The sequence below is a fragment of the Maritalea porphyrae genome (assembly GCF_027213965.1).
GTDB lineage: Bacteria > Pseudomonadota > Alphaproteobacteria > Rhizobiales > Devosiaceae > Maritalea > Maritalea porphyrae_A.
The window spans coordinates 356523-381761 of sequence record NZ_JAPWGX010000004.1; the positions used below are offsets into that span (position 1 = coordinate 356523).

The 25239-nt window shown below is 50.1% G+C and carries 32 protein-coding genes; 15 read left to right on the forward strand and 17 right to left on the reverse strand.

Annotated elements, in window-relative coordinates; all coding sequences use genetic code 11:
- Positions 1-120: 120 nt before the first annotated feature.
- Positions 121-603, forward strand: a complete 483-nt coding sequence (locus tag O4H47_RS14555; RefSeq protein ID WP_269394732.1) for an NUDIX domain-containing protein — start codon at positions 121-123, stop codon at positions 601-603.
- On the opposite strand, the gene O4H47_RS14560 is transcribed toward O4H47_RS14555, so the two are convergent.
- On the reverse strand, positions 604-1548 hold the full coding sequence (locus tag O4H47_RS14560) for a glutathione S-transferase family protein (protein WP_269394733.1): 945 nt from the start codon (positions 1546-1548) through the stop codon (positions 604-606).
- A gap of 266 nt (positions 1549-1814) precedes the next feature.
- Here O4H47_RS14560 and O4H47_RS14565 point away from each other — a divergent pair, with 266 nt between their 5' ends.
- The 3 genes from O4H47_RS14565 to O4H47_RS14575 are packed head-to-tail and all read left to right on the forward strand — an operon-like array spanning position 1815 to position 4289.
- Complete coding sequence (locus O4H47_RS14565) at positions 1815-2366, forward strand: GNAT family N-acetyltransferase (protein WP_269394734.1); 552 nt, start codon at positions 1815-1817, stop codon at positions 2364-2366.
- Positions 2367-2407: 41 nt separating this feature from the next.
- Complete coding sequence (locus O4H47_RS14570; protein WP_269394735.1) at positions 2408-3043, forward strand: CoA pyrophosphatase; 636 nt, start codon at positions 2408-2410, stop codon at positions 3041-3043.
- Entirely contained in the window at positions 3036-4289 is a 1254-nt protein-coding gene (locus O4H47_RS14575; RefSeq protein ID WP_269394736.1) for a CCA tRNA nucleotidyltransferase, read from the forward strand. The genes O4H47_RS14570 and O4H47_RS14575 overlap by 8 nt, the downstream gene beginning before the upstream one ends.
- On the opposite strand, the gene O4H47_RS14580 is transcribed toward O4H47_RS14575, so the two are convergent.
- The 5 genes from O4H47_RS14580 to O4H47_RS14600 form a co-directional block, all read right to left on the reverse strand.
- A complete protein-coding gene (locus O4H47_RS14580) occupies positions 4286-4549 on the reverse strand; it encodes a hypothetical protein (protein ID WP_269394737.1) in 264 nt (87 codons plus the stop codon). The two genes, O4H47_RS14575 and O4H47_RS14580, sit on opposite strands and share 4 nt — an antisense overlap.
- The gene (locus O4H47_RS14585) at positions 4518-5771 is read right to left on the reverse strand and encodes an RNA polymerase sigma factor (protein ID WP_269394738.1); all 1254 of its coding nucleotides are present in this window, start codon (positions 5769-5771) and stop codon (positions 4518-4520) included. The genes O4H47_RS14580 and O4H47_RS14585 overlap by 32 nt, the downstream gene beginning before the upstream one ends.
- A complete protein-coding gene (locus O4H47_RS14590) occupies positions 5772-6122 on the reverse strand; it encodes a YciI family protein (protein WP_269394739.1) in 351 nt (116 codons plus the stop codon).
- A 112-nt stretch (positions 6123-6234) separates the two neighbouring features.
- The gene (hemF, locus tag O4H47_RS14595) at positions 6235-7122 is read right to left on the reverse strand and encodes an oxygen-dependent coproporphyrinogen oxidase (protein WP_269394740.1); all 888 of its coding nucleotides are present in this window, start codon (positions 7120-7122) and stop codon (positions 6235-6237) included.
- A complete protein-coding gene (locus O4H47_RS14600) occupies positions 7119-7589 on the reverse strand; it encodes a tRNA (cytidine(34)-2'-O)-methyltransferase (protein WP_331283685.1) in 471 nt (156 codons plus the stop codon). The genes hemF and O4H47_RS14600 overlap by 4 nt, the downstream gene beginning before the upstream one ends.
- A gap of 314 nt (positions 7590-7903) precedes the next feature.
- Between O4H47_RS14600 and petA the strand changes: the two genes are divergently transcribed.
- From petA to O4H47_RS14635, 7 genes are all read left to right on the forward strand, one after another.
- Positions 7904-8428, forward strand: coding sequence for a ubiquinol-cytochrome c reductase iron-sulfur subunit (gene petA / locus O4H47_RS14605; protein WP_269394741.1), 525 nt, complete (start codon positions 7904-7906; stop codon positions 8426-8428).
- Positions 8429-8439: 11 nt separating this feature from the next.
- The gene (locus tag O4H47_RS14610) at positions 8440-9702 is read left to right on the forward strand and encodes a cytochrome b (RefSeq protein WP_269394742.1); all 1263 of its coding nucleotides are present in this window, start codon (positions 8440-8442) and stop codon (positions 9700-9702) included.
- Between the two features lie 10 nt (positions 9703-9712).
- The gene (locus O4H47_RS14615) at positions 9713-10549 is read left to right on the forward strand and encodes a cytochrome c1 (protein WP_269394743.1); all 837 of its coding nucleotides are present in this window, start codon (positions 9713-9715) and stop codon (positions 10547-10549) included.
- A 310-nt stretch (positions 10550-10859) separates the two neighbouring features.
- Positions 10860-11555 (forward strand): YoaK family protein, encoded by a 696-nt coding sequence (locus O4H47_RS14620; RefSeq protein ID WP_269394744.1) that lies wholly within the window; start codon positions 10860-10862, stop codon positions 11553-11555.
- A 387-nt stretch (positions 11556-11942) separates the two neighbouring features.
- Positions 11943-12470, forward strand: a complete 528-nt coding sequence (locus O4H47_RS14625; protein ID WP_269394745.1) for an adenine phosphoribosyltransferase — start codon at positions 11943-11945, stop codon at positions 12468-12470.
- 323 nt (positions 12471-12793) lie between these two features.
- Complete coding sequence (locus O4H47_RS14630; RefSeq protein ID WP_269394771.1) at positions 12794-13441, forward strand: MSMEG_1061 family FMN-dependent PPOX-type flavoprotein; 648 nt, start codon at positions 12794-12796, stop codon at positions 13439-13441.
- A 77-nt stretch (positions 13442-13518) separates the two neighbouring features.
- Positions 13519-14151: a LysE family translocator gene (locus O4H47_RS14635; protein WP_269394746.1), complete on the forward strand. Its 633-nt coding sequence runs from the start codon at positions 13519-13521 to the stop codon at positions 14149-14151.
- 29 nt (positions 14152-14180) lie between these two features.
- Here the strand turns inward: O4H47_RS14635 and O4H47_RS14640 are convergent, their stop codons facing one another.
- From O4H47_RS14640 to lgt, 10 genes are all read right to left on the reverse strand, one after another.
- On the reverse strand, positions 14181-14345 hold the full coding sequence (locus tag O4H47_RS14640; RefSeq protein ID WP_269394747.1) for a hypothetical protein: 165 nt from the start codon (positions 14343-14345) through the stop codon (positions 14181-14183).
- A gap of 356 nt (positions 14346-14701) precedes the next feature.
- Complete coding sequence (locus tag O4H47_RS14645; protein WP_269394748.1) at positions 14702-15253, reverse strand: MaoC/PaaZ C-terminal domain-containing protein; 552 nt, start codon at positions 15251-15253, stop codon at positions 14702-14704.
- Positions 15250-15744: a MaoC family dehydratase gene (locus O4H47_RS14650; RefSeq protein WP_269394749.1), complete on the reverse strand. Its 495-nt coding sequence runs from the start codon at positions 15742-15744 to the stop codon at positions 15250-15252. Before O4H47_RS14650 ends, O4H47_RS14645 begins: the two co-directional genes overlap by 4 nt.
- A gap of 151 nt (positions 15745-15895) precedes the next feature.
- Positions 15896-16993, reverse strand: coding sequence for a redox-regulated ATPase YchF (gene ychF / locus O4H47_RS14655; RefSeq protein ID WP_269394750.1), 1098 nt, complete (start codon positions 16991-16993; stop codon positions 15896-15898).
- 2 nt (positions 16994-16995) lie between these two features.
- Positions 16996-17721 (reverse strand): aminoacyl-tRNA hydrolase, encoded by a 726-nt coding sequence (gene pth, locus O4H47_RS14660; protein ID WP_269394751.1) that lies wholly within the window; start codon positions 17719-17721, stop codon positions 16996-16998.
- 58 nt (positions 17722-17779) lie between these two features.
- A complete protein-coding gene (locus tag O4H47_RS14665) occupies positions 17780-18436 on the reverse strand; it encodes a 50S ribosomal protein L25/general stress protein Ctc (RefSeq protein ID WP_269394752.1) in 657 nt (218 codons plus the stop codon).
- Between the two features lie 215 nt (positions 18437-18651).
- Positions 18652-19584 carry a ribose-phosphate pyrophosphokinase gene (locus tag O4H47_RS14670; protein ID WP_269394753.1) on the reverse strand — a complete coding sequence of 311 codons (933 nt, stop codon included), beginning with the start codon at positions 19582-19584 and terminating at the stop codon, positions 18652-18654.
- A 138-nt stretch (positions 19585-19722) separates the two neighbouring features.
- Complete coding sequence (pgeF, locus tag O4H47_RS14675) at positions 19723-20490, reverse strand: peptidoglycan editing factor PgeF (protein WP_269394754.1); 768 nt, start codon at positions 20488-20490, stop codon at positions 19723-19725.
- Entirely contained in the window at positions 20490-21578 is a 1089-nt protein-coding gene (locus O4H47_RS14680; RefSeq protein ID WP_269394755.1) for a class I SAM-dependent methyltransferase, read from the reverse strand. The genes pgeF and O4H47_RS14680 overlap by 1 nt, the downstream gene beginning before the upstream one ends.
- Positions 21575-22447 carry a prolipoprotein diacylglyceryl transferase gene (gene lgt / locus O4H47_RS14685; RefSeq protein ID WP_269394756.1) on the reverse strand — a complete coding sequence of 291 codons (873 nt, stop codon included), beginning with the start codon at positions 22445-22447 and terminating at the stop codon, positions 21575-21577. Before lgt ends, O4H47_RS14680 begins: the two co-directional genes overlap by 4 nt.
- Before the next feature lie 134 nt (positions 22448-22581).
- Here lgt and O4H47_RS14690 point away from each other — a divergent pair, with 134 nt between their 5' ends.
- The 4 genes from O4H47_RS14690 to O4H47_RS14705 all read left to right on the forward strand — a co-directional run bounded on the left by O4H47_RS14690 (position 22582) and on the right by O4H47_RS14705 (position 24811).
- Positions 22582-22833 carry an accessory factor UbiK family protein gene (locus O4H47_RS14690; RefSeq protein ID WP_269394757.1) on the forward strand — a complete coding sequence of 84 codons (252 nt, stop codon included), beginning with the start codon at positions 22582-22584 and terminating at the stop codon, positions 22831-22833.
- A gap of 308 nt (positions 22834-23141) precedes the next feature.
- The gene (locus O4H47_RS14695) at positions 23142-23642 is read left to right on the forward strand and encodes a YbjN domain-containing protein (protein ID WP_269394758.1); all 501 of its coding nucleotides are present in this window, start codon (positions 23142-23144) and stop codon (positions 23640-23642) included.
- Between the two features lie 12 nt (positions 23643-23654).
- Positions 23655-24473, forward strand: coding sequence for a pyrroline-5-carboxylate reductase (gene proC / locus O4H47_RS14700; protein WP_269394759.1), 819 nt, complete (start codon positions 23655-23657; stop codon positions 24471-24473).
- A complete protein-coding gene (locus O4H47_RS14705; RefSeq protein ID WP_269394760.1) occupies positions 24470-24811 on the forward strand; it encodes a tRNA-binding protein in 342 nt (113 codons plus the stop codon). Before proC ends, O4H47_RS14705 begins: the two co-directional genes overlap by 4 nt.
- 90 nt (positions 24812-24901) lie before the next feature.
- On the opposite strand, the gene O4H47_RS14710 is transcribed toward O4H47_RS14705, so the two are convergent.
- Positions 24902-25239, reverse strand: a 338-nt coding sequence (locus tag O4H47_RS14710; protein WP_269394761.1) for a hypothetical protein, incomplete at its 5' end; no start/stop codon positions are given.

A 25239-nucleotide genomic window follows, 5' to 3' on the forward strand; every position in this document is an offset into this window, starting at 1 on the left:
TGATTTTTCAACTGGCTACAAAACGTGGGGCGCACTATGTACAAAACCTAAGGAGAAAAAAAGGCACCAACTGATTTTTCAGTAAGAATTGTTTTAACTCCGGTGTCTAAAGTCCGCCCTATGCTTATGCGATTGATTCATAGTCCGCTTTTTGAACGTTATCAGGCCCGAATATTCCTGTTCGTCATGGGGTTCGTGCGCCGAACCACATTTGGGGCGCGGGCTATGCTGGTGGACGGCAAAAACGTCCTTTTGATAAAACACACCTATACTTCCGGGTGGATGTTCCCCGGTGGTGGCGTTGAGGTCGGCGATAGCGCTTTGGGCACAGCAAAGAAGGAACTGTTTGAAGAAACAGGCTATCGCACAAATGACCGTGGGCAAATATTGTCAGTTTACCACAATAGTGAAGCATCAAAGCGCGATCATGTGGCCCTATTTGTGTTCAAGCAGTTTGAGGTTGCTCGGCCATTTACGCCAAATGCAGAGATCGCAGAAATGGGCTGGTTCGCGCTGGACGATTTACCCCATGATGCAACCGATGCCACCCGCCGCCGAATAAGCGAATATTTTGGTGGCACCGCCATTTCTGAAGACTGGTAGCTATGCCTCGTCCATTGCCGGGCCTGCGGGTACAATGCGATGGGGGTTGATCGAGGTATGTGACCAATAATAGTGCACTTTGATGTGCTCCATATTGATGGTGTCGTTAACACCCGGCGTTGCTTTGAGTTCTGCAACGAGCCGCGAAATGTTCGGATAATCAGCAATGCGGCGAATGTTGCATTTGAAGTGACCAACATAGACCGGATCAAATCGCACCAAAGTGGTGAACAGCCGCCAATCAGCTTCGGTGAGTGTGTCGCCCGCCAAATAGGTGTTATTGGACAGAATGTTTTCAACCCAATCCAAACAATCAAAAAGGTCGGTGACTGCTTCGTCGTAAGCTTCTTGGGTGGTGGCGAACCCTGTTTTGTAAACACCATTGTTGATGGCGCCATAGATTCGCTCATTGATCGGGTCAATCGTTTCGCGCAGATGTTCGGGGTAGAAGTCCAACTTATTTCCAGTCAAATGGTTGAACTCGGTATTGAACATGCGAATGATTTCAGAACTTTCGTTCGATACGATTGTGTTTTGTTTTTTGTCCCACAAAACGGGCACCGTCACCCGGCCCGTATAGTCCTTGTCAGCGGCCACATAGACTTGCCACATGGTTTTGGCGTCATTGATGGGGTCTTCGCCTTTGGAAATGGTCCAGCCATGTTGGTCCGGCATTTTTGCATCAACAACAGATACGGAGATTAAGTCTTGCAAACCCTTGAGCGCGCGAAAAATCATAGTGCGGTGCGCCCATGGGCATGCATGGGACACGTACAAATGATAACGGTCTGCTTCGGCTTGAAATCCGCCTGCACCTGTTTGGCCGGGGGCTCCATCTTTGGTCACAAAATTCCTAAACCGAGCTTCTGATCGCTTGAACCGGCCCCCAGTTGATTTGGTGTCGTACCATTGATTGGTCCAAAGACCGTCGACCAGCATACCCATTGTTATTTCCTCTTACTAAACGCGCAGGGGGGCAACATAGGGCGCAAATATTTTGAACAAAGAGGGTATTTGAGAACTGATTGTTCGATTTTTTTGGTGTAATTAGTGGTGAGTGTTGATGTTGCGCGATGTTTTTTCTCGACAGGCGAAAAACACGGTGCTAGTTGAAGCTTATGAACACAAAAGTATTTGCGCAGCGACCGAGCCGACGACCACGATAATTTCTTCGTGCCAATTTTGTCGTCCCTAATCGCCTGAGCAAAACTATGACTATCCTTGACATCACAAATGCCCAACAGCCTGAACTTGCGCAAAATTTGTCTGCGCTAGCCATTCGTCTTGAAACGAACTCCGACGAGAGTTGGATTGAAGACTTGCACGATGCATGTTTTGGCCCCGGGCGTTTTGCAAGAGCTGCTTTTCGCATTCGCGAGCGCTTTGGGGTGGATGACAGATTAAGCCTTGTGGCTGAGTTGGATGGCCAACCGGTGGCGACCGTTAAAATGTCAGCGATCAATATCTCAGATCAAAACGGTTATTTGCTCGGACCATTGGCGACGGACCCGAACCGGCGCAAATTGGGTGCCGGCAAAGCATTGGTGCGCGAAGTTGTGGCCAAGGCTTTTGAGGTGCCAAGTTGTGCATTTGTGCTGTTGGTTGGTGATGCACCATATTATGGCCCATTGGGTTTTGAGCCAACACTGCCCGAGCGGATTGAGTTTCCGGCTCCTGTTGATCCTGCACGGGTTTTGGTGGCGGCAAAAGATGCTACAATGATCAAAAGACTCAATGGTCCCATTTCGCAATGGGTCGACTAAAAGCTGGATGCATTGTTTCCAGTAAGGGATTTTGTTCGCATATGCCAGATCGTGCTTTGATTGATCGGATTGCAAAGCGTTTGCTAGATCGTCCGCAGGACGATTTTGATACGGGATGCCACAAAGTAGATGGCGTGCCACCGCTCAATCATCAAAAACCACCCAAACCGTCGGCTGTGTTGATTGGTTTGGTGCAGCGCGAGACGGGCAGCCATGTCCTTTATATTGAACGGTCATCGAAGCTGCGCGCCCATGCAGGGCAAATTGCCTTTCCTGGCGGCAAAATTGATGAAGAAGACGAAAGCTCAACCGTGGCTGCATTGCGCGAAGCCCACGAGGAAGTTGATCTGCATCCGAATGACGTGGATGTAATCGGTTATTTGCCGAACTATTTGTCTGGCACGAACTATTTGATTACGCCGGTTGTTGGCATTGTGCGCCCTTCGAGTGAGTTCATTGCCAATCCGGATGAAGTGGCGAGCTTTTTTGAAGTGCCGTTGCCCCATCTAATTCCGGATCAACATTATTCAAAAATTCGTTTTGTGCGTGGTGATGAAGCGCAACGTGAAACATGGCGGATTGATTTTCAAGATAGAGCGATCTGGGGCATCACCGCTTCAATGACCCGGATGTTTAGAGAAACCGCATTGGTGCAGGAACTAGCCGAACATGAATGAGAAGATTTTGGATGGTCTGCGCCAAGCCGACTGGTTGCAGCGCGATAGCGTGAAAGCTGTGTTTGACTTGCTCGATGGGGCAGGTGGGCAAACCAAAGCGGTTGGCGGTATTGTGCGCAACACGCTCTTGGGCACTGAAACGGGCGATGTGGACATGGCCTCTACTTTTACGCCCAATGAGATTATCGACCGGGCTGAAAAAGCTGGCGTTAAAGCAATTCCAACAGGCATTGAACATGGCACGGTGACGCTGATCGTTGGTGGCGAAGCGATTGAAGTGACTTCATTGCGCAAAGACATCAATACAAATGGGCGACATGCGGTTGTTCAATTTGGTGGCGATTGGGAAGACGATGCGAAACGCCGTGATTTTACGTTTAATGCGCTTTACGTGGGGCCAAATGGTGACCTGCTTGATCCACTTGGGGGCCTTGAAGACTGTTTGAACCGGGAAGTGCGGTTTATTGGCGATGCGAAAAAACGGATCAAAGAAGACTATTTGCGGATTCTTCGGTTCTATCGGTTTTTTGCTTTTTACGGTTCAGGACGTCCTGAGGCTGAAGGGCTGCGGGCGACGGTGGCGCTTAAATCGGGCCTTGATCAACTTTCGCCCGAGCGCGTGTGGCAGGAATTGAAAAAGCTACTCAGTGCACCTGATCCGTCGCGGGCTCTGCTTTGGATGCGCACGACGGGGGTATTGGCGGCTATATTACCCGAGGGTGAGAAATGGGGCATTGATGCCATTCACGGTGTTGTAGCAGCTGAGCAAGAGTTGAGTTGGCCAATCGATCCAATGCTGCGGTTGCGTTCTATTCTGCCGCCCATGGCAGACAAATTGGTGGATTTGGCCAAACGCCTTCGTTTGTCGAATGCAGAAGCAGACCAATTGCAAAAATGGGCGATGGTTGAAGGGCTAAATGCTGAAATGAAGGATCAAGAGCTTAAGGCGCTGATCTATTGGGGTGATCAAGCCGCCATTATTGCTGCACTTCAATTGTCCTTGGCGAGCATGCGACAAAAGTCTGGCGAAAGCATGGAAGCTGTTGAGCGCGCATCGGGTTACTTGCGGCTATTGAAAGTGGCGCAAACTTGGGTGGCGCCGGAGTTTCCAGTTAAAGGGCAAGATTTGATCGAACTGGGACATGCGCCAGGGCCCGATATGGGGCAAGTCCTAACGAAACTAGAAAAGCGCTGGGTTGAAAGCGGTTTTGCTTTGAAGCGTGACAGTTTGCTGTCTGAAGCCTAAGCTTTTTTCAGCGCTCTTTGTGTGGCAATTTTGAGCACCATAGCATTTTGCTGATAGGTGGCTTGGAACTGGCCGCCAAAAATTGAATCAGTCATAAACTGTGTGCTTTGAATGTCTTTTTGGATGTGCTTCAAGCGGGCTGCGCGCCACAGCTGATTTGATTTCCACATCGGTACATTCTGGCCGTATAATTGTGCTTTCATGACGGCGATTATGGTTAGTGAACGGTTAATTTTCGGTGTCACTTTTGCAAATTGCAACATTTTCTCGTTTATCGAGCAAGAATCTTCGCTCGATGAGATTCTTTGTGAGGTCGATGGCGCGGTCTAGGTCGAATAGTGCCGATGTTTTGTCGCCTCGCATAAGATGAAGTTCTGCGCGGGCTGCAAAAAAGGGCTGATAGCAGCAAAGCTCGTCTTCCAACGTTTGTAGACTTGCGAGTGCAGGTTGCACCTCACCCATATTGGCTTGTGCCATGGCAGCATTGAGTTGCACCACAGGGGAAGGATCAAATGCCGTGAGTGCCTGATAAAGAGCTGCGATTTGTTGCCAGTCGGTAGCGCCCCAGCTTTGCGCCTGACAGTGCATGCCACTGATGGCTGCTTGGATTTGATAGGGACCAAATTGGCCAAGTTTAAACTGCTCAACCAATAGCGCGTTGGTTTGCTTGATGGTTTTGTGGTCCCACAAACTCCGGTCTTGGTGTTCAAGGCTGACCATTTGGCCGTCATTGTCGGTTCGGGCGGCGCGGCGCGCGTGGGTAAATTGCATCAAACACAAAAGGCCGCCCGTTTCGGGGCAGGGATCAAGTCGAAACAATAGGGCCGCAAGGCGGATCGCTTCTTTGGCGAGATCATCGCGGGTAAGCGTTTGACCCTCAAAGGCTGAATAGGATTCGTTGAAGATCAAATAGATGGTTTTTTGCACAGCCACGCGGCGTCCGGCTAATTGCTCAATGCCAGGAACTTCATAGGGAATGCCAGCGTCACGGATCTTCTTTTTGGCTCGGGTGATCCGCTGCAGCATCGCTGTTTCGCTGCTTAGAAAGGCTCGGGCAATTTCGCGCACCGTCAGGCCGCCTAGTGTTCTTAGGGTGAGCGCCAATTGCGCTTCGTTGGACAATGCGGGGTGGCAGCAGGTGAACATGAGCCGCAAGCGTTCGTCTGGAATATCGTAGTCGGTTTCAGACATATCTTCCTTGGTGGCTTCAAGATCGATCAAAATCTGCTGCGTTTCTTTGGCATGGTGGCGCGTGTCTTTGCGGATTTTATCTATCGCGCGGCGCTTGGCCGCCGTGTGCAGCCATGCTGCTGGATTGTGAGGTATGCCATTTGTTGGCCAAACACGCAGCGCTTCAGCCGCGGCGTCTTGCAGCGCATCTTCGGCTTTGTCAAAATCACCAAAGCTTTTGATCAAGCTGGCCAATATCCGACCCGAGCTTTTGCGTAAGGCTCGGGTCAGATGGTGTTCAATCTCAGACAATTATTGATCGAAGACCATAACAGGGCGCACTTCAATCGTGCCGTATTTTGCCGTCGGGATTTTTTGTGCCCACTCAATGGCTTGGTCGAGGTCTTTGCATTCGAGCAAATAGTAGCCGCCCAATTGTTCCTTTGTTTCAGCAAATGGGCCGTCAGTCAGTTCGACCTTGCCATTGCGTTCGCGGATGGAGGTGGCGGTTGAAACGGCTTCAAGCGCATCGCCAGTAACCATCACGCCGGCCGCTTTGGCCTCTTCTCCAAATTTCCAATAGTCGGCCATGATTTTTCCCATGCCGCCTTCATATGAAGATTCTGAACCTTCTGCATTGTAAATGAGAGCCATGAATTGCATTTGCGTATCCTTATGTTGTTCCCAAAAGGCGCGATTTTTGGCGCCTATACCCAATAGTCGTTTAGGATAAGCGGAATTCGACAAGCTTGAGATTCTTTTTTTTGTTTTTTGCCTATGGCCACTTAACTGCAGGGGGCATGGAAGACAGAATGCTCTCCACATTGCCGCCAGTTTTCAAGCCAAATGTGGTGCCCCGATCATATAGCAGGTTAAACTCCACATAGCGCCCGCGACGCACCAATTGTTCTTCGCGGTCCGCTTCTGTCCACGCGTTGTTGAAGTTGCGACGCACCAGCTGATTGTAAATCTCTTTGAAGTTCAGCCCAACATTCTGCGTGAAGGCGAAATCGGCGTCCCAGTCGCCCGAATTGTGGCGATCATAAAAAATGCCGCCGGTGCCGCGTGGCTCCTTGCGATGCGGCAGATAGAAATAGTCATCGCACCATTTTTTGTATTTGGGGTAGTCGGCACATTTATGTGCGTCACATGCGGCCTTCATCGCTGCGTGGAAATCTATGGTGTCTTTATCTTTCTGGTTGCGACGTCTGTCCAAAACAGGGGTTAAATCGCCGCCGCCGCCAAACCACCACTCGCTGGTGGCGACCATGCGGGTGTTCATATGCACTGCAGGAACATTCGGGTTTTGCGGGTGGGCGATCAGCGAAATGCCGCTGGCCCAAAAGGCCCGAGACTGTTCTGTGCCGGGCATGCCCTTTGCAAAATCTTCTGAAAACTCGCCATGCACGGTTGAAATATGCACGCCGACCTTTTCAAAAACGCGACCCTTCATGATCGACATTTCGCCGCCACCACCTGGGTTGCCGGTGGTTTGATCTATGCGGTCCCATTGTTTGCGCTCAAACCGTCCCGGGGCTTGATCGGAAAGCGTGCCGACCAAATCGTCTTCAAGCTGTTCAAAACCCAGGCAAATCTGATTGCGCAATTCGCGGAACCATGCGCTGGCTTGTTGCTTTTTTTGATCAAGATCGAAACTGGTCATGAAAGATTTGCCCAATGGTTGGTTTGACGTAGCGCTTCGCTTAGCACAAGAGAAGCGGATATGGCGACATTGATAGAGCGCATATCTTGTCGCATGGGGATGCGCAAATTGAGATCAGAGATGTTTGCGACCTCGTCAGGCACCCCCGCGCTTTCACGCCCCACCATCAAAACGTCATTAGCATCAAAAGTGGCTTGGGTGTGTGGAATTGAAGATTTTGTGGTCAAGAGGACCAAGCGTTTGGTCTCACCCGTGCGCCAGTCGTTAAAGGCGTCAAAGCTTTTGTGCTCCACCAGATCTACTTGATCTAAATAATCCATTCCGGCGCGGCGAAAGGATTTCTGTGTAAATAGAAAGCCAGTGGGGTGAATAAGATGCACACGCAAATCAAGACACGCCCCAAGCCGCATCAGCGTGCCAGCATTTTGTGGAATATCGGGCTGATAGAGGGCGAGGGATATTGTCACGGTAAAAACTCATTCTTTTGCTTAAGGCGAATAGTCCACAAAGCGGTTTTGCGCGCACTTGTCGAGTGGTTTTGGCCGCTTTGGCAAAGCGATTGGGAAATTTTGGCTCTATATAGGGCAGAAAGGGCAAATTTCTAGGGTATTGTGTCGCAGTTTTTACCAGTTCGCGCCGCAAAGGCTGGACAAGCGCTTTATAGAGTGCAAAAAAGGCCCCGATTTCCGCTTCATCTGTTTCAGATGGGGGTGATTCTGCTATCTAGGATATGGATAGTTGAGCGGGAGCGGATGAACGATCTTAGGTAGGGATCTTGACCTTGGCTACACAAAGCAATTCAGAACCGAACAGAAGAGATTTTCTCTATTTCGCAACGGGCGCTGTTGGCGCGGTAGGTGCCGCAGCCGTGGCATGGCCGCTTGTTGACCAAATGAACCCGGACGCCTCAACTTTGGCGTTGGCTTCTATCGAATTAGATATTTCTTCAATTGAAGTTGGGCAATCCGTCACTGTGAAGTGGCGCGGAAAGCCTGTTTTTGTCCGTCGTCGGACACAAAGCGAAATTGAAGAGGCGAAAGCAGTGCCGCTGTCAGATCTTAAAGATCCAGCGTCAGATGCTGAACGCGTCAAAGAAGGTCACGAAGAGTGGCTTGTTATGATTGGTGTGTGCACGCACTTGGGTTGTATCCCAGTGGGTGAAGCGGGCGATTACAATGGCTGGTTCTGCCCATGCCATGGTTCGCACTATGACACTGCTGGCCGTATCCGTAAGGGGCCTGCACCTGAAAACCTTATTGTTCCGGACTATGAGTTTACGTCCGATACAGTGATTAAGATTGGTTAGGGGGCAGTCTGATGGCACATCAAAGTAACTACAAACCAAATTCTGGTTTTGAAAAATGGATGGATGAGCGCTTGCCGATCATCCGTCTTGGCTATGACTCATTTGTTGACTTTCCGTCACCAAAAAACCTGAACTACTGGTGGACGTTTGGCGCGATTTTGGCGATCTTCTTGGTCCTGCAAATCGTTACCGGCGTTGTGCTTGCGATGCACTACACACCGCATGTGGATCTAGCGTTCAACTCTGTTGAGCATATCCGTCGCGATGTGAACTGGGGCCGCTACATTCAGTCAGCCCACGCAAACGGCGCATCATTCTTCTTCTTTGCGGTTTATGTCCATATTTTCCGTGGTCTTTATTACGGCTCATACAAAGCGCCACGTGAAGTGCTTTGGATTTTGGGCTGTACCATCTTCTTGTTGATGATGGCGACTGCATTCATGGGCTATGTGCTTCCATGGGGCCAAATGAGCTTCTGGGCCGCAACCGTGATCACAAACTTCTTCTCAGCGATCCCAGTTGTCGGTGACAGCATCAAAACCCTTCTTGTGGGCGGTTTTGCGGTGGATAACCCAACATTGAACCGCTTCTTCTCGTTGCACTATTTGTTGCCATTTATGTTGGTTGGCATTGTTGCCTTGCATATTTGGGCATTGCACGTACCAGGCAACGGCAACCCAACTGGCGTTGAAGTGAAGAGCAAGGCGGACACTGTTCCTTTCCACCCATATCTCACCATGAAAGACCTGTTTGCGGTCTTGGTTATTATGATCCCATTTGCTTGGTTCGTGTTCTTCGCGCCAGACATTTTGGGTCACCCAGATAACTATATTCCTGCCAACCCATTGGTAACGCCTCCGCACATTGTGCCTGAGTGGTATTTCTTGCCATTCTACGCCATCTTGCGTGCGATCGACTTCAACGTAGGTCCGATCGACAGTAAACTTGGCGGCGTGATCATGATGTTTGGTTCGATCGTTGTGTGGTTCTTTGTGCCATGGCTTGATCGTTCGAAAGTACGCTCCGGCGCTTTCCGTCCAATGTTCCGTTGGTTCTATTGGGTTTGGGTCATCAGCTTCATCGGTTTGACATATCTTGGCGCACAGCCAGCTGAAGGCGTTTATTTGTTCTTCGCAAAATTGTGCACGGCTTATTATTTCCTCTACTTCTTGGTGATCTTGCCGTTCTTGCCAAATATTGAAACAACCAAACCGCTACCAGCTAGCATTTCGGAAAGTGTTCTTGCTAAGAGCGCCCCGAAAGCGGCTGAATAGGAGAGAGATGATGAAAAAATTCACAAAAATCATCAGCGCTGTCCTAATTGCAGCGAGCACATTGTCAGCTGGTACTGCATTTGCTGCAGGTGGTGGCGATGGTCCGGATCCTGTGTTGCAGGATTGGTCTTTTGCCGGCGTGTTCGGCAAATATGACCCAGCGCAATTGCAGCGTGGTTTCCAAGTGTTCCAAGAAGTTTGTTCTTCTTGCCACTCTGCCGATTTGTTCAGCTTCCGTATGTTGAGCAAAAAAGGGGGCACTGAGTATTCAGAAGCTCAGGTGAAAGCACTTGCCGCTGAGTACACTGTGATTGACTTGGAAGTTGAAGATGGCGAGCGTCCTGCTATTGCTGCAGATACGTGGCCAAATCCGTTTTCAACGCCGCTTGAGGCCGCTGGCTCGAACAATGGTGTTGTTCCTCCGGATTTTTCAGTTTTGGCAAAAGCACGTAACGTGCCGCAAAAATTCCCGAACTGGATTGGCAACTACTTCACAGCTTACCAAGAGGGCGGTGCAGACTATATCTACAACCTGCTCGTTGGTTATCATGAAGAAGCACCGCACGGCGTAGAGCTTGGCGATGGTCAATATTACAACGATCACTTCCCAGGTCACAAAATCTCAATGGCACCACCATTGTCAGCTGAGATTGTGGACTATGAAGGCAATGCACCTGAAACTGTTGAGCAATATGCAAAAGACGTTTCTGCCTTCATGATGTGGCTTGCAGAACCAGACATGACTGCACGTAAGGAACTTGGCTTCCGCGTGATCATGTTCCTCATCTTGCTAACAGGCATGATGTATCTGGTTAAGCGTCGCTTGTGGAGCAACGTTGATCACTAGGCCTTTGGGTTGAAATGAAATAAATTATAAGGGTCAGCCTTCGGGCTGGCCCTTTTTTGTGCCGCTGTTGATTGCAAATGACTGCCTTGAGCCCTTTTTACCGAAACTCTGAAATGGCGCGAAAGACAGCTATGACAGCTGAAGTGAAACTTGTGGCTGTTGTTTGGATTTGGAACTGTTTTTTTGAAGGGGAGGAACGAGGTAGTTTACAAGTCCCACAAAAACGATCATTTGTGCGCGATCTAAATGACTGCTGAAAGTGTAAAATGCTAAACGTCACTACGGCAAGACGAGTTCAAGAGGCACTCCCGTGTTAATCAAAGTTGGCGATAACCGCACATCAAACATTGATTTGGTGCTGGCAGGACTGCTTTCTTCTGTTGCAGGGGCGTTGAACGCTGTTGGGTTCCTAATTGCGGGATCCTTTACAGCGAATATGACAGGCAACATTTCTGCCGCAGCAGATCAGCTCGCAAACGGTGGAAATCTAATCTCACTTTCTTTTTTGGGACTAGTGGTTGCCTTTGTCTTTGGGGCGAGCATGGCAGCACTTGCTATTCAGGTCGGTGAAAGTCGACAAATACGTTCCGTTTACGCTTTAGCGATTACCGCGCAGGCCGTTATACTTTTTGTATTGGGCATTGCTCTTGGCCTGTCATCGACCAATACAAATGAAACGTTTCTGGTTATCGTCCTAAGTTTCGTAATGGGGCTTCAAAACGCAGTCACGACAATGATTTCACGGGCGCGGGTGCGTACAACTCATGTTTCTGGAATGGCAACCGATATCGGCATCGAATTGGCGGCATTGTTGGGTGATAATAAGTCGCGTCACGATGCGATGCCAAAGCTTTGGCTTCACAGTCTGACCCTTGTTTGCTTTTTCATGGGCGGGGGCTGCGGTGCACTTTTGTATCAATTTATCGGAAGTTGGCTATTTGTGATCGCCGCAGTGGTATTGATGCTCATAGCAGTGCCAGAAGTTCTTCGGGCACACCGTTTTTAAGCGAAAAAACTACTGTATCTTACTGAACTTTTCGCCATACCGGACATTGTCGCACGAGCAACGTATGGTCACTTTGTCCGCATTGCTAACCTTCATCTTAGTAACGCAATGAGTGCTTCCATTCCAAACGTGCAAGTTGGGTCAGTTTCGTGTGACGTTTTGAGGGTGCCCGTATCATTATGTGTTTTGGCGTATCCTTCCGTCTCCCTCCCCCTGGTGGGGAGGGATTAAGGGTGGGGGGCAAACATGCCGATTGTGAATGAAGCTGGGGTAAAATAGTAATCAGCACTGGCCAAGCCATTATCAAGCTTGATAGGTATGGGGGTGGCGGGCGCGACCGGGGTGGTTTTAGACGTCCGAGCAGCCAAACCAAAAAAGGCGCGAACCATGGATTTAAAATCTCTCATCCGCACCATTCCTGATTACCCAAAAGCTGGGGTCATGTTTCGCGATATCACGTCGCTAATTGAGCATCCGCAAGGCTTTAAAGAAAGCATTCAAAAACTTGCAGACCCTTTCCGGGATATGGGCATTACCCATGTGGCAGGCATTGAAGCGCGTGGCTTCATTTTTGGTGCTGGACTAGCGATTGAATTGGGTGTTGGTTTTATCCCGATTCGCAAAGCCGGAAAACTGCCAGGCGAAACCATTGGGCAAAATTACGCGCTTGAATATGGTGTTGATACCATTGAAATGCATGCAGGTGCTGTTAAAGCTGGCGACAATGTGTTGCTGGTTGATGATTTGGTTGCGACAGGTGGCACAGCGATTGCCGCGATCACTCTGATCCGCCGTACCGGGGCGACGCTCAATCATTCCGCGTTCGTGATCGATTTGCCCGATTTGGGTGGTGCTGACAAAATTCGTGCGCAAAATGTTGATACGCACTTTTTGCTCGAGTTTGATGGCGATTAAGGGCCACTGAGCGGTCAGCTTGCTGCGCCATTGCCAATCTTGGAATCTGCGAAGATGGCTAGCTTCAAACGAAGCTGTACGTTCCCATGTGCGCAAAGTCAGTTTTCACGGTCTCCAATTTGCTTAAAACTGTTTGGTGTTGATTGCAAAGTTGAGGCGTTGCATTTTTTAGCGTTTCACGCGTTTGATCGGGTTCTTTTTCACTACATCGCCATGCAAATCGTCATTTAATTTGACATATGAATTAAATGACGATTAGACTGATCGACCGATTGGGCTCTTGCTTGATTGGCCTGCTTCTTAATGTGTCCGAAGGAATGATCATGGGTGTTGAAAGACCGTTCTCGAACTATGCCATTGTTGACGAAGCCGCATTGCGCGACCTATTTCCGCCTACTCACGAGCTTGCCGTTCAAAAGGTGCAATGTACTTTGGACGAACATTCACGAATGTTCATTTCGCGATCGCCCTTGATTTTTTTGGGCACACAGGACGATGATGGAAAGGCGGATGTTAGTCCACGTGGCGATCCGGTTGGTTTTGTTCAAGTGCTGGATGAGCAGACTCTGGTGATACCAGACCGACCCGGAAATAATAGACTTGATAGTTTGTCAAATATAATTGCAAATCCCAGTGTTGGCGTTCTCTTTGTCGTTCCCGGATTTGATGATACTTTGCGTGTCAGCGGGCAGGCCCATCTAACAAATGATCCTGAACTGATGACTAGTATGAGCTTCAATGGACGAGAACCCCGCATCGCTATTATCGTCAAAATCGATAGTGTGTTTATTCATTGCGCAAAGGCATTTCGACGCTCGAAAGCTTGGCATGTTGACCAATTGCAAGATCGCAAAGAGATGCCTTCGCTGATGAAAATCATTCTCGATCAAACCGGCGCACCTGTTAATGCAGGAGCACAACAAGAGTTGGATGACAACCTTGAGGAAGAGTATCGGCGGTCCATGTATTAGACTTTAATGTTGTTATTGTGTTGCCGACAAAGAACCGCCTACAATCCGATGAAATAATAGAACAGGGCATCGACTTCATGGACATCATCATCGCGCATTTGCCAAATTTGGCGCTGGCCTATTTTGTTTTCTTTTTGGCTGTGGCCAGCCCCGGGCCAGCCACTTTGGCCATCGCTGGTGCTTCTATGTCTTTGGGGCGTCCACAGGGCATTGCAAAGGCTGCTGGCATTGTTTCAGGTTCATTCTTGTGGGGCATGTTCGCGGTGTTTGGCATGGTGGCGTTTATATCCTCATTCGCTGGGGTGCTGTTTTGGCTAAAGATTGCCGGGGGCGTCTACCTTTTGTGGATGGCCTATAAGGCGGCTAAAAACGCTGCCTCGACAAAGGACCCGCAGCAAGGGGATGTTGGTGGGCGTTCCTTATGGAAACAATATTGGGGTGGTTTTGTGCTGCACACCACCAACCCCAAGGCTTTGTTTGCTTGGGCGGCCGTGATCACCCTTGGTTTGCAACCTAATGCGCCATGGTGGATGAGTTTTGTCGTGTTTGCGGGCGCTTATTGTGTGTCGCTCTTTATCAACTTTTCATATGCTTTGTTCTTTTCCACTGACCGGATGATTAAAGGCTATTTCAAGGTGCGCCGTTGGGTGCAGGGCATCTTTGGCGTGGTCTTTGCAGCAGCTGGGTTGAAACTGATCATTCAGGGGTAGGGCCCGGCATTTGCCGAGCCCTAGTCGTTTTATCTCTTCTTCAAGAAGTCGGCCAAACTCGATTGAGTTGGCGGCTGTGCTTTGAGTTTTTTCGGCAATTTGCCTTCAAAGCGTGAACTATTGCCTTTGCCAAGTTTTGGCGTCTTAATGCCTTTGTTGGCCTTTGGATTTACGTGTGTGAATGAGGCTTTCATTTAAAATTCCTTCCATCAGGTGGCGCGCTCCTTGTCGTGCGCCAATATTAAAAATTGTAGGTTTGATGGGTGTTGGAACTTGATCCATGATGCTCTCCATTAGGATTGCGCGCGCCAAAATGGGCGCGAAAAAAATGTTAGAAGGATTGAAAATATAAGACGCGTGGGGACGAGACCCGTCCTTATGAACGCTATTGAATTATCGTGCCCAAATGCTCGCTAAAACACGTCTGTGTTTTGTCGCAGAACAAATATCGCGTCGATTAATTCTTAGCTGTCCATTTTATGCGTCACCTCGTTGTTTGAACGGGGTAAGGGTCGCGCAATTGGCGCGACCTGTCAATGTGGTGGACGTGTTACTTGCGCAACAGTTTCCTGAAAACAGGCATTGCCGCCATGGCGAGCATCACCCGCTCTTTGAGTTTTGGCTTATAGTCGCGCAGCTTTGAGAAACTGGCGATTTCGGAGCGATACACCAGCTCATCTTGCTGGTTGTAGGCGGTAATAATGCTGGTCAGCAGGCCCCAGCCGGGGAGTGAGTTGGACTTGCGTTTGTTTTTGACGGTCAAGTCAAACCTGATGGTATCACCTGGCCGCACGGGAGCCTTGAACTCCATTTTGTTGACGCCAGGAGACGGGCCAGAAACGCCGGGTTCTTCGCCATTTGCGCGCTGCATGTCGTCGTGGGCATACATGAAATCAACCATGACTTTATGGCCGATTGAAACCGTGTGCCAACCAGATGCGATCAGACCGCCAAAGTGGCTGTGTCTTGCTGCTTCTGGGTCTATGTGGAAATATTGTGGATCATACAGTTTGGCGAAATGGATGATTTCTTCTTGGGTGAAGGTATATTCACCTAAGGGCCACACCGTTTCTGTGTCGATGTCTTCAAACCAAAGGGTCATGCTGCGTCCTCTTCAATCGGGGCAGATGGGTCGCGCACTTCAACGATGTTCGTGAGGCTAAGGGTCATCACTTGTTGGTTTTTTTGGTTACGCATATCAAAGTCCAGCACAACAATGCCCATATGAGGTTGTGAATGTGAACGGCGCAATGATGCGATGGTTACGGTGCCGGTGAGGGTATCGTTTTTCATCAGCGGACGTTTCCACTTGAGGTTGTCGAACCCCAATCCACCCATGCCGGCAACTTTGCTCAAAAACTCATTCACCAGCATGCGTAGGCTAAAGCCAGCGGTTTGCCAGCCGCTAGAGGCGAGGCCGCCCAGTAGCGACTTTTTGGCCACGTCTTCGTCCAAGTGAAACGGCAGGGGATCAAACTGTTTGGCGAATGAGATGATGTCATCTTTGGAAAGCTTTCGCTCACCCAATTGAATCACTTCGCCGACTTTCAGGTCTTCAAAGTGACGCCTGTCTTTGGTGATCGGATTGCTCATTGATGTTGCCTCGCAAGGACTGTGCTTTAATTTCCGTTATCGTACATATATTGACGCATACGGCAACTGTAAAATGAAACGGTTTGATTCTCAAAAAAAATGCCCCACCAACTTAATGGCAGGGCAATTATGATTAAACTGCTGGTTCAGTTTATGTATTGAATTTGAACAGCATAATGTCGCCGTCTTTCACCACATATTCTTTGCCCTCGTCGCGGGCTTTGCCGGCTTCTTTAGCTGCGGCTTCGCCGCCCAAGGCCACAAAATCATCATAAGCGATGGTTTGTGCGCGGATAAAACCGCGTTCAAAATCTGAGTGAATAACGCCCGCTGCTTGTGGGGCTTTGGTGCCGACTTTCACCGTCCACGCGCGGGCTTCTTTGGGGCCAACGGTGAAATAAGTCTGTAGGTTCAAAAGCTTGTAGCCTTCGCGAATGATCCGGTTCAAACCAGGTTCTTCAAGGCCAAGGCTCTCAAGGTACTCGTTTTGCTCTTCGTCTTCGAGCTGGCTGAGTTCGCTTTCAATTTCTGCTGAAATGATCACCATGCGCGCATTTTGTGCTTTGGCGTACTCTTCGACCTTCTTGGTCATTTCGTTGCCGTCTGCTGCTGAATCTTCGTCAACATTGCAAATGTAAAGCGCTGGCTTTGACGTCAAAAGGTTCAGTTCTTTGAACGCTTTCTTCTCATCTTCGGCCAATTCCACATGGCGGGCGGGTTGGCCTTCGCGCAAGACTTCCAATGCGCGATTGACCAACTCAAGGGTCAATTTCGCGTCTTTGTCTTGACCGCGCAGGCGCTTCTCTAGCGGGCCGATGCGTTTTTCAAGGCTTTCCATATCCGAAAGCATCAATTCGGTTTCCACCACTTCAGCATCGGCAATAGGGTCGATGTTGTTTGAAACGTGGATAATGTCTGAATTGACGAAACACCTGAGCACATAGGCGATGGCGTCAACTTCGCGGATGTTGGCAAGGAATTGGTTGCCAAGGCCTTCGCCCTGGGCCGCCCCTTTTACAAGGCCAGCAATATCCACAAAACTTAGACGTGTGGGAATGATTTCAGCTGAACCACCGATTTTAGCAATCTTGTCCAACCGCTCGTCGGGCACGCTGACTTCGCCCACATTTGGCTCGATCGTGCAAAATGGGAAGTTGGCTGCCTGTGCAGCAGCGGTGCGTGTTAGCGCGTTGAATAGGGTTGATTTGCCCACGTTGGGAAGGCCAACGATTCCACACTTAAATCCCAAAGTTATTCTCCTTTACCAAACAGCTTCTTCAGCATGTCGGCCATTGGCCCTTTGTCGGGCAGCTTTGTTTTGTTCGCCGTGCGCGCTTGGTGTATGTGACTTTGCGCTTTTGGGCTTTGTTTCTTTGGCGCTGGCTTTTCAGCTTTTGCTGTTGGGGCGTCGCCGTTTACAGCCAGTGCAATTTTGTTCATGAAGCTTGACGCTTGGCCAGAGGCCAGCATGCCCGCATGTTCGCCGATTGCGTTCAATAAGGGTTCTAGCCAAATGTTGTCCGCTTTGGCGAAATCACCAAGGACGTGGCTGTGCACTCGCTCTTTGTGACCAGGGTGGCCAATGCCAATACGCACGCGATTGAAGTCCTTGCCCAAATGGGCTTCCATTGAGCGGATGCCATTGTGTCCGCCATTGCCGCCGCCGGTTTTGACGCGCAACTTGCCCGGTGCGAGGTCTAGCTCATCGTACAGCACAGTGATGTCGGCAGGGGACAGTTTGTAGAATTTTGCCGCCGCTGCAACGCTGATACCAGAATCATTCATGAAGGTTTGTGGCTTTAACAAGATGACACGTTCGCCATCGATTGAGCCTTCAACCATTTCAGCATTAAATTTGGAGCGGTAGGGAGAAAGGTTATGGCGGCTCGCAATTGCGTCCACCGCCATAAAACCAACATTGTGTCGGTGAGCTTGATATTTCTTACCCGGATTGCCCAGGCCAACAAGAAGGTGCATCAGTGCTCTCCGCTTGGCGCTGCGTGCTTTAAGTCACGCAGCACGAAGTTGCGAAAAATTACTCTTCGCTGCCGCTTTGCTTGATTGATTCAACTTCAACAGAAGCTGCTGCATCTGGATCGGCATCCGCATCATCATTGTCTTCAGATTTAAGCGCAGATGGTGCAGCAATTGTCGCAATCGTGAAATCACGGTCAGTAATGGTTGGTGTAACACCTTTAGGCAATTTAACGCCTGAAATGTGCAACGCGTCACCAGTTTCTGAACCTGTAAGATCAACTTCCAAGAACTCTGGAAGGTCTGCTTCAGTTGCGTTCACTTCCACAGTGTGACGAACAACGTTCAACACGCCACCGCGCTTCAAACCAGGTGATGCTTCTTCGTTCACAAAGTGAACTGGAACATCAACAGTTAGAATTGAGGTTTTTGACACGCGCAAGAAATCAACGTGAACAAGGAAATCACGTACAGGCTCAAGCTGGTAATCACGTGGGATTACGCGGTGCTCTTCGCCATCAACTTCTACGCTGATCACTTGTGAAAGAAAGCCACCTTGTTGAATGCGTTTCATCGCATCTTTATAGGTCACTGTGATTGATAGTGGGGATTTGTTGTCGCCATAAATGACGGCAGGAACTAGACCTTCACGACGCAGTGCTCGAGCAGCCCCCTTGCCAACCCGATCCCGCACCAAAGCCTTAAGCTCAGCGCTCATGGATATTCTCCAAGTTGTTGGTGCGAACCGGGTGATTATCTCCCGGCCGCGCGCTGACGTCCTCCAGGGGTGCACGCAGCGCTTCAAGCCCCGGTGTATATAGGCTCTTTGGTGATATGACAATGGGAAAAATGGAAGTGATTAGAACCCACAACGTAAAAGGGCAGCTGCGATGCTGCAGCTGCCTTTTTAATTAGAATTCAGTGGCTTTTTGCCTAGTCAAACAAGCTCGAAACAGATTGCTCTGCTGCTGTGCGGGCAACGGCTTCACCAATAAGCGGTGCAATTGAGAATCGGCGAATATTGGGCGTGGCTCGCTCTTCATCTGTTTCCAAAATGCTATCTGAAATCACCAACTCTTTGAGTTTTGATGCGGCAATTCGTTCGCACGCTGCGCCAGACAATACGCCGTGGGTAATATAGGCGGAGACTTCTTTTGCACCTGCGTTCAACAAAGCTTCAGCCGCATTGCACAAGGTGCCACCGCTATCCACAATGTCATCGACCATGATGCAAGACTGGCCTTCAACTTCGCCAATAATATTCATGACTTCAGAAACGCCAGCGCGCGGACGGCGTTTATCAACAATTGACAAAGGTGCGCCGATACGGCGGGCAACATTACGGGCACGCAAGACGCCGCCAACATCTGGTGAAACCACCATCACGTTGCTTGGGTCATAGTGTTCTTTAATGTCGCGCACCATAACTGGTGCAGATGTTAGATTGTCGGTTGGGAGATCGAAGAAGCCCTGAATTTGTTGAGCGTGCAGATCCAAAGTCAAAATGCGATTTGCCCCAGCTTCTGTGATCAAGTTTGCGACCAGTTTGGCTGATATGGGTGAACGTGACGCTGATTTTCTGTCCTGCCGTGCGTACCCGAAATAGGGGATTACAGCGGTGATGCGGCGCGCCGACGCGCGTCGTAGCGCATCAATAATGATCAGCAATTCCATTAGATTGTCGTTGGCGGGGTATGATGTTGACTGCAAGACAAATACGTCTTCGCCGCGAACATTTTCTTTAATCTCGACAAAAATTTCCTTGTCGGCGAATTTTTGCACCACACTGTCGGTGAGTGGAACGTTGAGATATTTGGATACAGCCTTGGCCAACGCAGGGTTGGAATTACCAGTCACCAGTTTCATGTTGAAGCGCGCCCTTTGAAAGCAGAAAAATGTGGGTAGTCAAGCGAATAGTCCCATCTGTCATTTGCTTGTTATACTGGGCTGGCAGCTGGTTCAACCGATTCAAAAGTTGAATGTGAAGAATCTGCAAAGATTCTTTCAAAAAAGTGCAATCACCGACAATTGACGACCTGTTTTTTCGTTCAGGTGTGTTGCTTTGCGGTGTGAAAAGAAGGTCGCGCTATTTTGGTAGGTGCAAACCTTGAGATCACTTATGTCAGCAATGTTGGCCGATTCGAGTTGATCCATAATACAATGGGGAAGGTCAAAATGGGGTGCCTTCGCGCCTTTAGGAAATTTAAAGTATGGCGCTGTGGGCGCAAACTGTTTCAGGACATCCGCTTTAAACTGGTCGCCCACTTCATAGTTTTCAACGCGAATGGATGGGCCAAGAACCGCGACGATATGCTGGCGCTCAGCCCCAAGTTTTTCCATCGCTTCAATGGTATTGCCAACAATGCCGCCCACCGCGCCTTTCCATCCCGCGTGGCAGGCGCCGATGATGTGGTTCTTTTTGTCCGCAAAGAGCACAGGGCCGCAATCGGCTGTTTGAATGCCGAGCGCCAATCCATTTGTGGCCGTGACCATGCCATCTGCTTCCATCCGATTTTGTCTGTCAGATGCAGCGGTGACGCTGACCACATCGGTTGAGTGGGTTTGTTTGACCAAACATAGGTTTTGCGGCGCAACACCATTATGTTTGGCGATTTCATCAAGGTTGGCATTCACCGCTTGAGGGGCATCACCCACGGCAAAAGAGATGTTGAGGCTTTCAAATGGGGTAGCGGATTGCCCGCCCTCGCGACCAAAAAAACCGTGGCCAATCCCATCAATATCGAGCAATTCATTTGTTGTTGGGTTCAGCATTAATTCGCCTCAAACGGATAGGGGGGCGTTGGCAAATTATAAAGACACCACACCTTGAATAATTCGCCCATTTGATCATTTTCGATCAACCGCGCAAGGTCGCTGAGAATTTTTGGTGCGGCCTCTGGGCTTGCAGAAGCCAAATTGTGGGCGCGTGGTTCAATGCCCATAGCCTTGAGGAAAACTGCTTGGGTTATCAAATGCCCAGTTTTGGCGTGTGCTTGTTTGGCGATGTCTGCAAGGGCGGCAAAATCCACATGGGCGGTGAGATCAACTTCGCCGGGTTCGGCCAACGGGTCCACATGCTTGTGTGCCTTCAGGGCCTGCAAAGTTTCGCCGGTTTGGCTTTTGCCATACCCATAATCAATGGCCAGCAATGCACCGCCATTGCGGTTGATGAGGTCAGCGATGTCTTTGACGACTTGTTGGGCGATGAAGTTGGTTTCCCAAATTGCGTTCTCTTCAGCGTTGAGTTCACTTGGAAATGCATCGTCGGGCAATGGAGTAGGGGAAAGGCCCCAAGTGCGCGCACCTCCTTTTAGGCCGACCAAACGTTCGTGCCATTTGCCATTGGCGCGTTGAAACTGTTTGATCGGCAGCGCGTCAAAAAACTCATTCGCGACGAAAATCAGCGGGCCGTCTTCAGCGCTAAGTTGATCAATTTCGGACCGCCAAACCACATTGTGGCCGTGCAAGTTTGCCCGTTGTTTTTCAATCAGCACCGGGTTGGTTTCGATCAGATTGATTTTGGCGGCGTCAAGAATGCCCGGCACTTGAGAAAGCACACGCACACAATCCGCCATCAACGTGCCGCGGCCGGGACCAAGTTCCACCAACGAAAACTGTTTCGGGTTACCAAGTTGTGCCCAAGTCTGTGCCACCCAAATGCCAATCATTTCGCCAAACATCTGGCTGATCTCTGGCGCGGTGATGAAATCTCCGGCTTTGCCCAGCGGGTCCGCCTTTTTGTAGTAGCCAAGGATTGGGTGGGTGAGGGCAAGGCTCATATAGGTCGAAAGGGAAATTGGGCCTTGCGACATGATTTGCACATTGATGAGTTCGCTTAAGGAAAAATCGTGATCGCTCATAGGGCACGGGCCGTTGGGTGTTTGCGCAATGCGTTCCAAATTAGCCCCAAACCTGCCAAGGCAATGGGAATGGAAAGGATCATGCCCATCGTAAGGTTGAAGGGCAACAGACCAATATGGGCGTCTGGTTCGCGCACGGTTTCCACCAAGATGCGGCTAATGCCATAGCCGATGCCGAAAATGCCCGCACAAAGGCCGGGTCTGCGCAATCCTTGGACGTTGTGGCTGACGACCCGCAAGATCAGGAACAAAAGTAACCCCTCAAGCAGGCCTTCATAAAGCTGGCTGGGGTGGCGCGGATCAGGTCCTCCGGTGGGGAACACGACGCCCCAAGGCATGTTGGTGACGCGGCCATAAAGCTCAGCGTTGATAAAGTTGGCGATCCGGCCAAACAGCAAGCCGAACGGGCTGATGAGGGCCAGCAGGTCAACTGCGGATAGAACGTTTGCTCCAATATGGCGGGCGTAAAGCCATAAGGCGATCACAAGGCCAAATAGTCCGCCGTGAAACGACATGCCGCCTTGCCAGATTTGAGGGATGTCTATGGGGTTTTGCAAGAAATAGCTGCCCGCAAAAATGCCGCCAATACCTGCGCTCCAGTTCAACCCGAAGCTAAGCAAAATATCATAAAACAGCACATAGCCGATACGACCGCCGATAATAACGCCAAGTACCGCCCAAAAAATGAAGTCGATCAATTGGGTCGGGGTGAAGGGGGCTTGCACCTTGCCCCAAAGCGGCTTTTGCAGAATTAAATGGCGGCCATAGCCCCACGCAAAGAGGATGCCCGCAAGATAGGCGAGGGCGTACCAGCGGATGACAATCGGGCCAAGCGAAAAGGCAATTGGGTCGATATTTGGAAAGGGCAAAGCGCTTCACTCACCTTAATAGGGTAATTTACCGCACCATGCATTTCACCGTAGCACTGGTCAAGGCAGCAATTGATGCTTACATAACTGATTTGAAACTGATCTTTTCACCCGACCATTAAAGGGGCAAAGCCATGCGTGATGGAAATAAGATTTTCGACGATCTGGGCAAATTGATGAACGATGCAGCAGGGGTTGCAGACGGAGTGCGCCGCGAAGCTGAAACAGCGGTCAAAGCGCAGATGGAACGTCTGGTCAACGATATGGACCTGACCAAGCGCGAAGAATTTGATGCCTTGCGTGAACTTGTGCAAATCCAAAGTGAAGAGATTGCTGACCTGCGTAAAGAGCTCGATGCTTTGCGTTCGAAGAAGAAAACTAGCTAAGCCGTCTCATTTCAGCACATAAAAGGCATGTGTATAACGCTTGAAATTAACAAGCTGTTAACCATGTCGGCCTGATCATCCACAAGAGATTTGGTGGGAATCGTTGTTTTACAATTCCCACATGGGATGGTCGGGGTACAGTTCGTTAACGCAGAAAAGATTCGCAACGAACGCTTTCCACTTCCAAAGGGTCGGCACGCCGACTTTTCAGATCTTGAAGTTGCGTATCACATACGGGTTTTGCCGGGTTTCTCCCCCTGGCAATTTCCCGTGCTGTAAAAACACGAGCTTTGAAAAGGCGAGAGATTATGTCGCTGATCGAGATGGAAATTGAACGGGCAATGCACCCGGTGGATATCATCGAGCACATTGCAGGAATAAATGATTGGTCGTTTGAGCGGGCTGACGCGGATGAGATTTCGATCTCTATTCGTGGCGGGTGGAGCGATTATCATGTCTCATTTTCTTGGATGGAAGATCTAGAGTCGCTGCATATTGCTTGCGCATTCGATCTAAAGATACCGGAAGCGCGGCGCGTGGAGGTCAAGCAGTTGATCTCTAAGGTCAATGAGCAATTGTGGATTGGTCACTTTGACATTTGGAACAAGGAAAATATGGTCCTGTTCCGCAATTCGCACCTTCTAAGCGGGGGGGCAGAAGTTACCCCACAACAGTGCGAAGCTTTGTTGCATTCGGCTGTTGAGAGCTGCGACCAATATTATCAAGCCTTTCAATTTGTCGTTTGGGCAGGTAAACCAGCCGATGAAGCCTTATCGCATGTTATGTTTGAAACGGTAGGCTCAGCTTAGGAGCTTTTAAGAATGCCATTATTTGACGTCGGGCCGGTTGTACTCATAGGCGCTGGCCAAATGGGAATGGCGATGGCGGTAGGCTGGCTTGAAGCGGGCCTGTCGCCAGACCAATTGATTTTGGTTGACCCCAATCCGTCGCCCTACGTGCGAAACAAAGCCTCTGAGATTTCCATTACAACTTTGGCCAAACCGCCCGCCAAACCGGCGCAGGTTTTGGTGTTGGCAGTTAAACCGCAGGTTGCGCCTGATGTGTTGCCTGCTGCAAAATCCTGTGTTGATGAAAACACATTGGTGATTTCGGTGATGGCGGGCATTTCGATTGCTCAGATGAGTGAAGCACTGGGGACGAACCGAATTGTGCGCACAATCCCGAACACGCCGGCCAAAATCGGATTGGGTGCCATTGGCGCCTTCGCGGGCAAGGGTGTTGAATATGACGATCAAGTGGTGGTCGACAATGTTTTGGACGCTTCGGGCCGTACATTCTGGGTGGAAAGCGAAGACGATATCAACGCTGTAACAGGTGTTTCTGGTTCCGGCCCTGCCTATATTTTTAATATGGTGGAGGCTCTGGCTGCCGCCGGAGAAGCCCAAGGCTTGGCTCCACAGTTGGCGATGGAATTGGCGCGGCAAACCGTTGTTGGTTCTGCCATGCTTTTGGAAGCTGAACCAAATACGGCCGCCGCCACATTGCGCGAAAATGTGACTTCGCCTAACGGCACCACCTTCGCGGCGCTGCAAATTCTAATGGGCGAGGATGGTCTGACCGATTTGATGGTGCGGGCTGTCACCGCTGCGCGCAAACGAAGTGAAGAGCTGGGCGCGTGACAGATCAGATCAGTTTTGATGACTACTTAAAAGTAGATATCCGAACGGGAACTGTTGTTGAGGTTCGCCCTTTCCCTCAGGCGCGCAAACCCGCGCATATTTTGCTGATCGATTTTGGTGAAGATATTGGGGTTAAAAAGTCCTCCGCTCAAATTACCGCTCATTATGCCGCCGATGATCTTATTGGCCGCCAGGTGATGGCTGTCGTCAATTTCCCTCCACGCCAAATAGGTCCGCTGAAATCTGAAGTGCTCACGCTTGGTTTTGAAGATGAAAACGGCGACATCGTTTTGGCCGCAGTTGATCAGCCGGTGCCTAACGGCAAACGTTTGATTTAAAACGCTTATCCTTGTTGATAAACTGACACCTATTTGTCTCCCTCAACCACGCAGTGCGCCCGCGAAACCATGAATGTGGTGCACGGCAGCTCATCTTTCGACAGGCTCAGGATGAAGAGGTGGGCATGGGGTGAGGCGGCGTGGGCGAACGGTGAAAGTGCGCTCATTTCGATCAGCGAATTTGGGCAAGACGCTCGCGCCAATATTGTCCGTCATCCCTGCGCAGGCAGGGAACCAGGCCGGAGTAAACCACGAACGCATTTGTTGGCGGTTGTTCTCGCCTGGATCCCGGACTAAATCCGGGATGACGCGCGAGGGGGAGGAGGCGGCGCGGGGTAACTTTTGTGCTTCCCCCAACCTCATGGTGAGCTTGTCCAACCATGACTGTCGTGCACTGCGGTCCATCCTTCGACAAGCTCTTCGATGAG

Bases quoted from the DNA above. Each gene is read 5' to 3' on its own strand.
- O4H47_RS14555 (WP_269394732.1), top strand. From the start codon at position 121: ATGCTTATGCGATTGATTCATAGTCCGCTTTTTGAACGTTATCAGGCC.
- O4H47_RS14560 (WP_269394733.1), bottom strand. From the start codon at position 1,548: ATGGGTATGCTGGTCGACGGTCTTTGGACCAATCAATGGTACGACACC.
- O4H47_RS14565 (WP_269394734.1), top strand. From the start codon at position 1,815: ATGACTATCCTTGACATCACAAATGCCCAACAGCCTGAACTTGCGCAA.
- O4H47_RS14570 (WP_269394735.1), top strand. From the start codon at position 2,408: ATGCCAGATCGTGCTTTGATTGATCGGATTGCAAAGCGTTTGCTAGAT.
- O4H47_RS14575 (WP_269394736.1), top strand. From the start codon at position 3,036: ATGAATGAGAAGATTTTGGATGGTCTGCGCCAAGCCGACTGGTTGCAG.
- O4H47_RS14590 (WP_269394739.1), bottom strand. From the start codon at position 6,122: ATGCAATTCATGGCTCTCATTTACAATGCAGAAGGTTCAGAATCTTCA.
- hemF (WP_269394740.1), bottom strand. From the start codon at position 7,122: ATGACCAGTTTCGATCTTGATCAAAAAAAGCAACAAGCCAGCGCATGG.
- O4H47_RS14610 (WP_269394742.1), top strand. From the start codon at position 8,440: ATGGCACATCAAAGTAACTACAAACCAAATTCTGGTTTTGAAAAATGG.
- O4H47_RS14615 (WP_269394743.1), top strand. From the start codon at position 9,713: ATGAAAAAATTCACAAAAATCATCAGCGCTGTCCTAATTGCAGCGAGC.
- O4H47_RS14625 (WP_269394745.1), top strand. From the start codon at position 11,943: ATGGATTTAAAATCTCTCATCCGCACCATTCCTGATTACCCAAAAGCT.
- O4H47_RS14630 (WP_269394771.1), top strand. From the start codon at position 12,794: ATGGGTGTTGAAAGACCGTTCTCGAACTATGCCATTGTTGACGAAGCC.
- O4H47_RS14635 (WP_269394746.1), top strand. From the start codon at position 13,519: ATGGACATCATCATCGCGCATTTGCCAAATTTGGCGCTGGCCTATTTT.
- O4H47_RS14640 (WP_269394747.1), bottom strand. From the start codon at position 14,345: ATGAAAGCCTCATTCACACACGTAAATCCAAAGGCCAACAAAGGCATT.
- O4H47_RS14645 (WP_269394748.1), bottom strand. From the start codon at position 15,253: ATGACCCTTTGGTTTGAAGACATCGACACAGAAACGGTGTGGCCCTTA.
- O4H47_RS14650 (WP_269394749.1), bottom strand. From the start codon at position 15,744: ATGAGCAATCCGATCACCAAAGACAGGCGTCACTTTGAAGACCTGAAA.
- pth (WP_269394751.1), bottom strand. From the start codon at position 17,721: ATGCACCTTCTTGTTGGCCTGGGCAATCCGGGTAAGAAATATCAAGCT.
- O4H47_RS14665 (WP_269394752.1), bottom strand. From the start codon at position 18,436: ATGAGCGCTGAGCTTAAGGCTTTGGTGCGGGATCGGGTTGGCAAGGGG.
- O4H47_RS14670 (WP_269394753.1), bottom strand. From the start codon at position 19,584: ATGAAACTGGTGACTGGTAATTCCAACCCTGCGTTGGCCAAGGCTGTA.
- pgeF (WP_269394754.1), bottom strand. From the start codon at position 20,490: ATGCTGAACCCAACAACAAATGAATTGCTCGATATTGATGGGATTGGC.
- O4H47_RS14680 (WP_269394755.1), bottom strand. From the start codon at position 21,578: ATGAGCGATCACGATTTTTCCTTAAGCGAACTCATCAATGTGCAAATC.
- O4H47_RS14690 (WP_269394757.1), top strand. From the start codon at position 22,582: ATGCGTGATGGAAATAAGATTTTCGACGATCTGGGCAAATTGATGAAC.
- O4H47_RS14695 (WP_269394758.1), top strand. From the start codon at position 23,142: ATGTCGCTGATCGAGATGGAAATTGAACGGGCAATGCACCCGGTGGAT.
- proC (WP_269394759.1), top strand. From the start codon at position 23,655: ATGCCATTATTTGACGTCGGGCCGGTTGTACTCATAGGCGCTGGCCAA.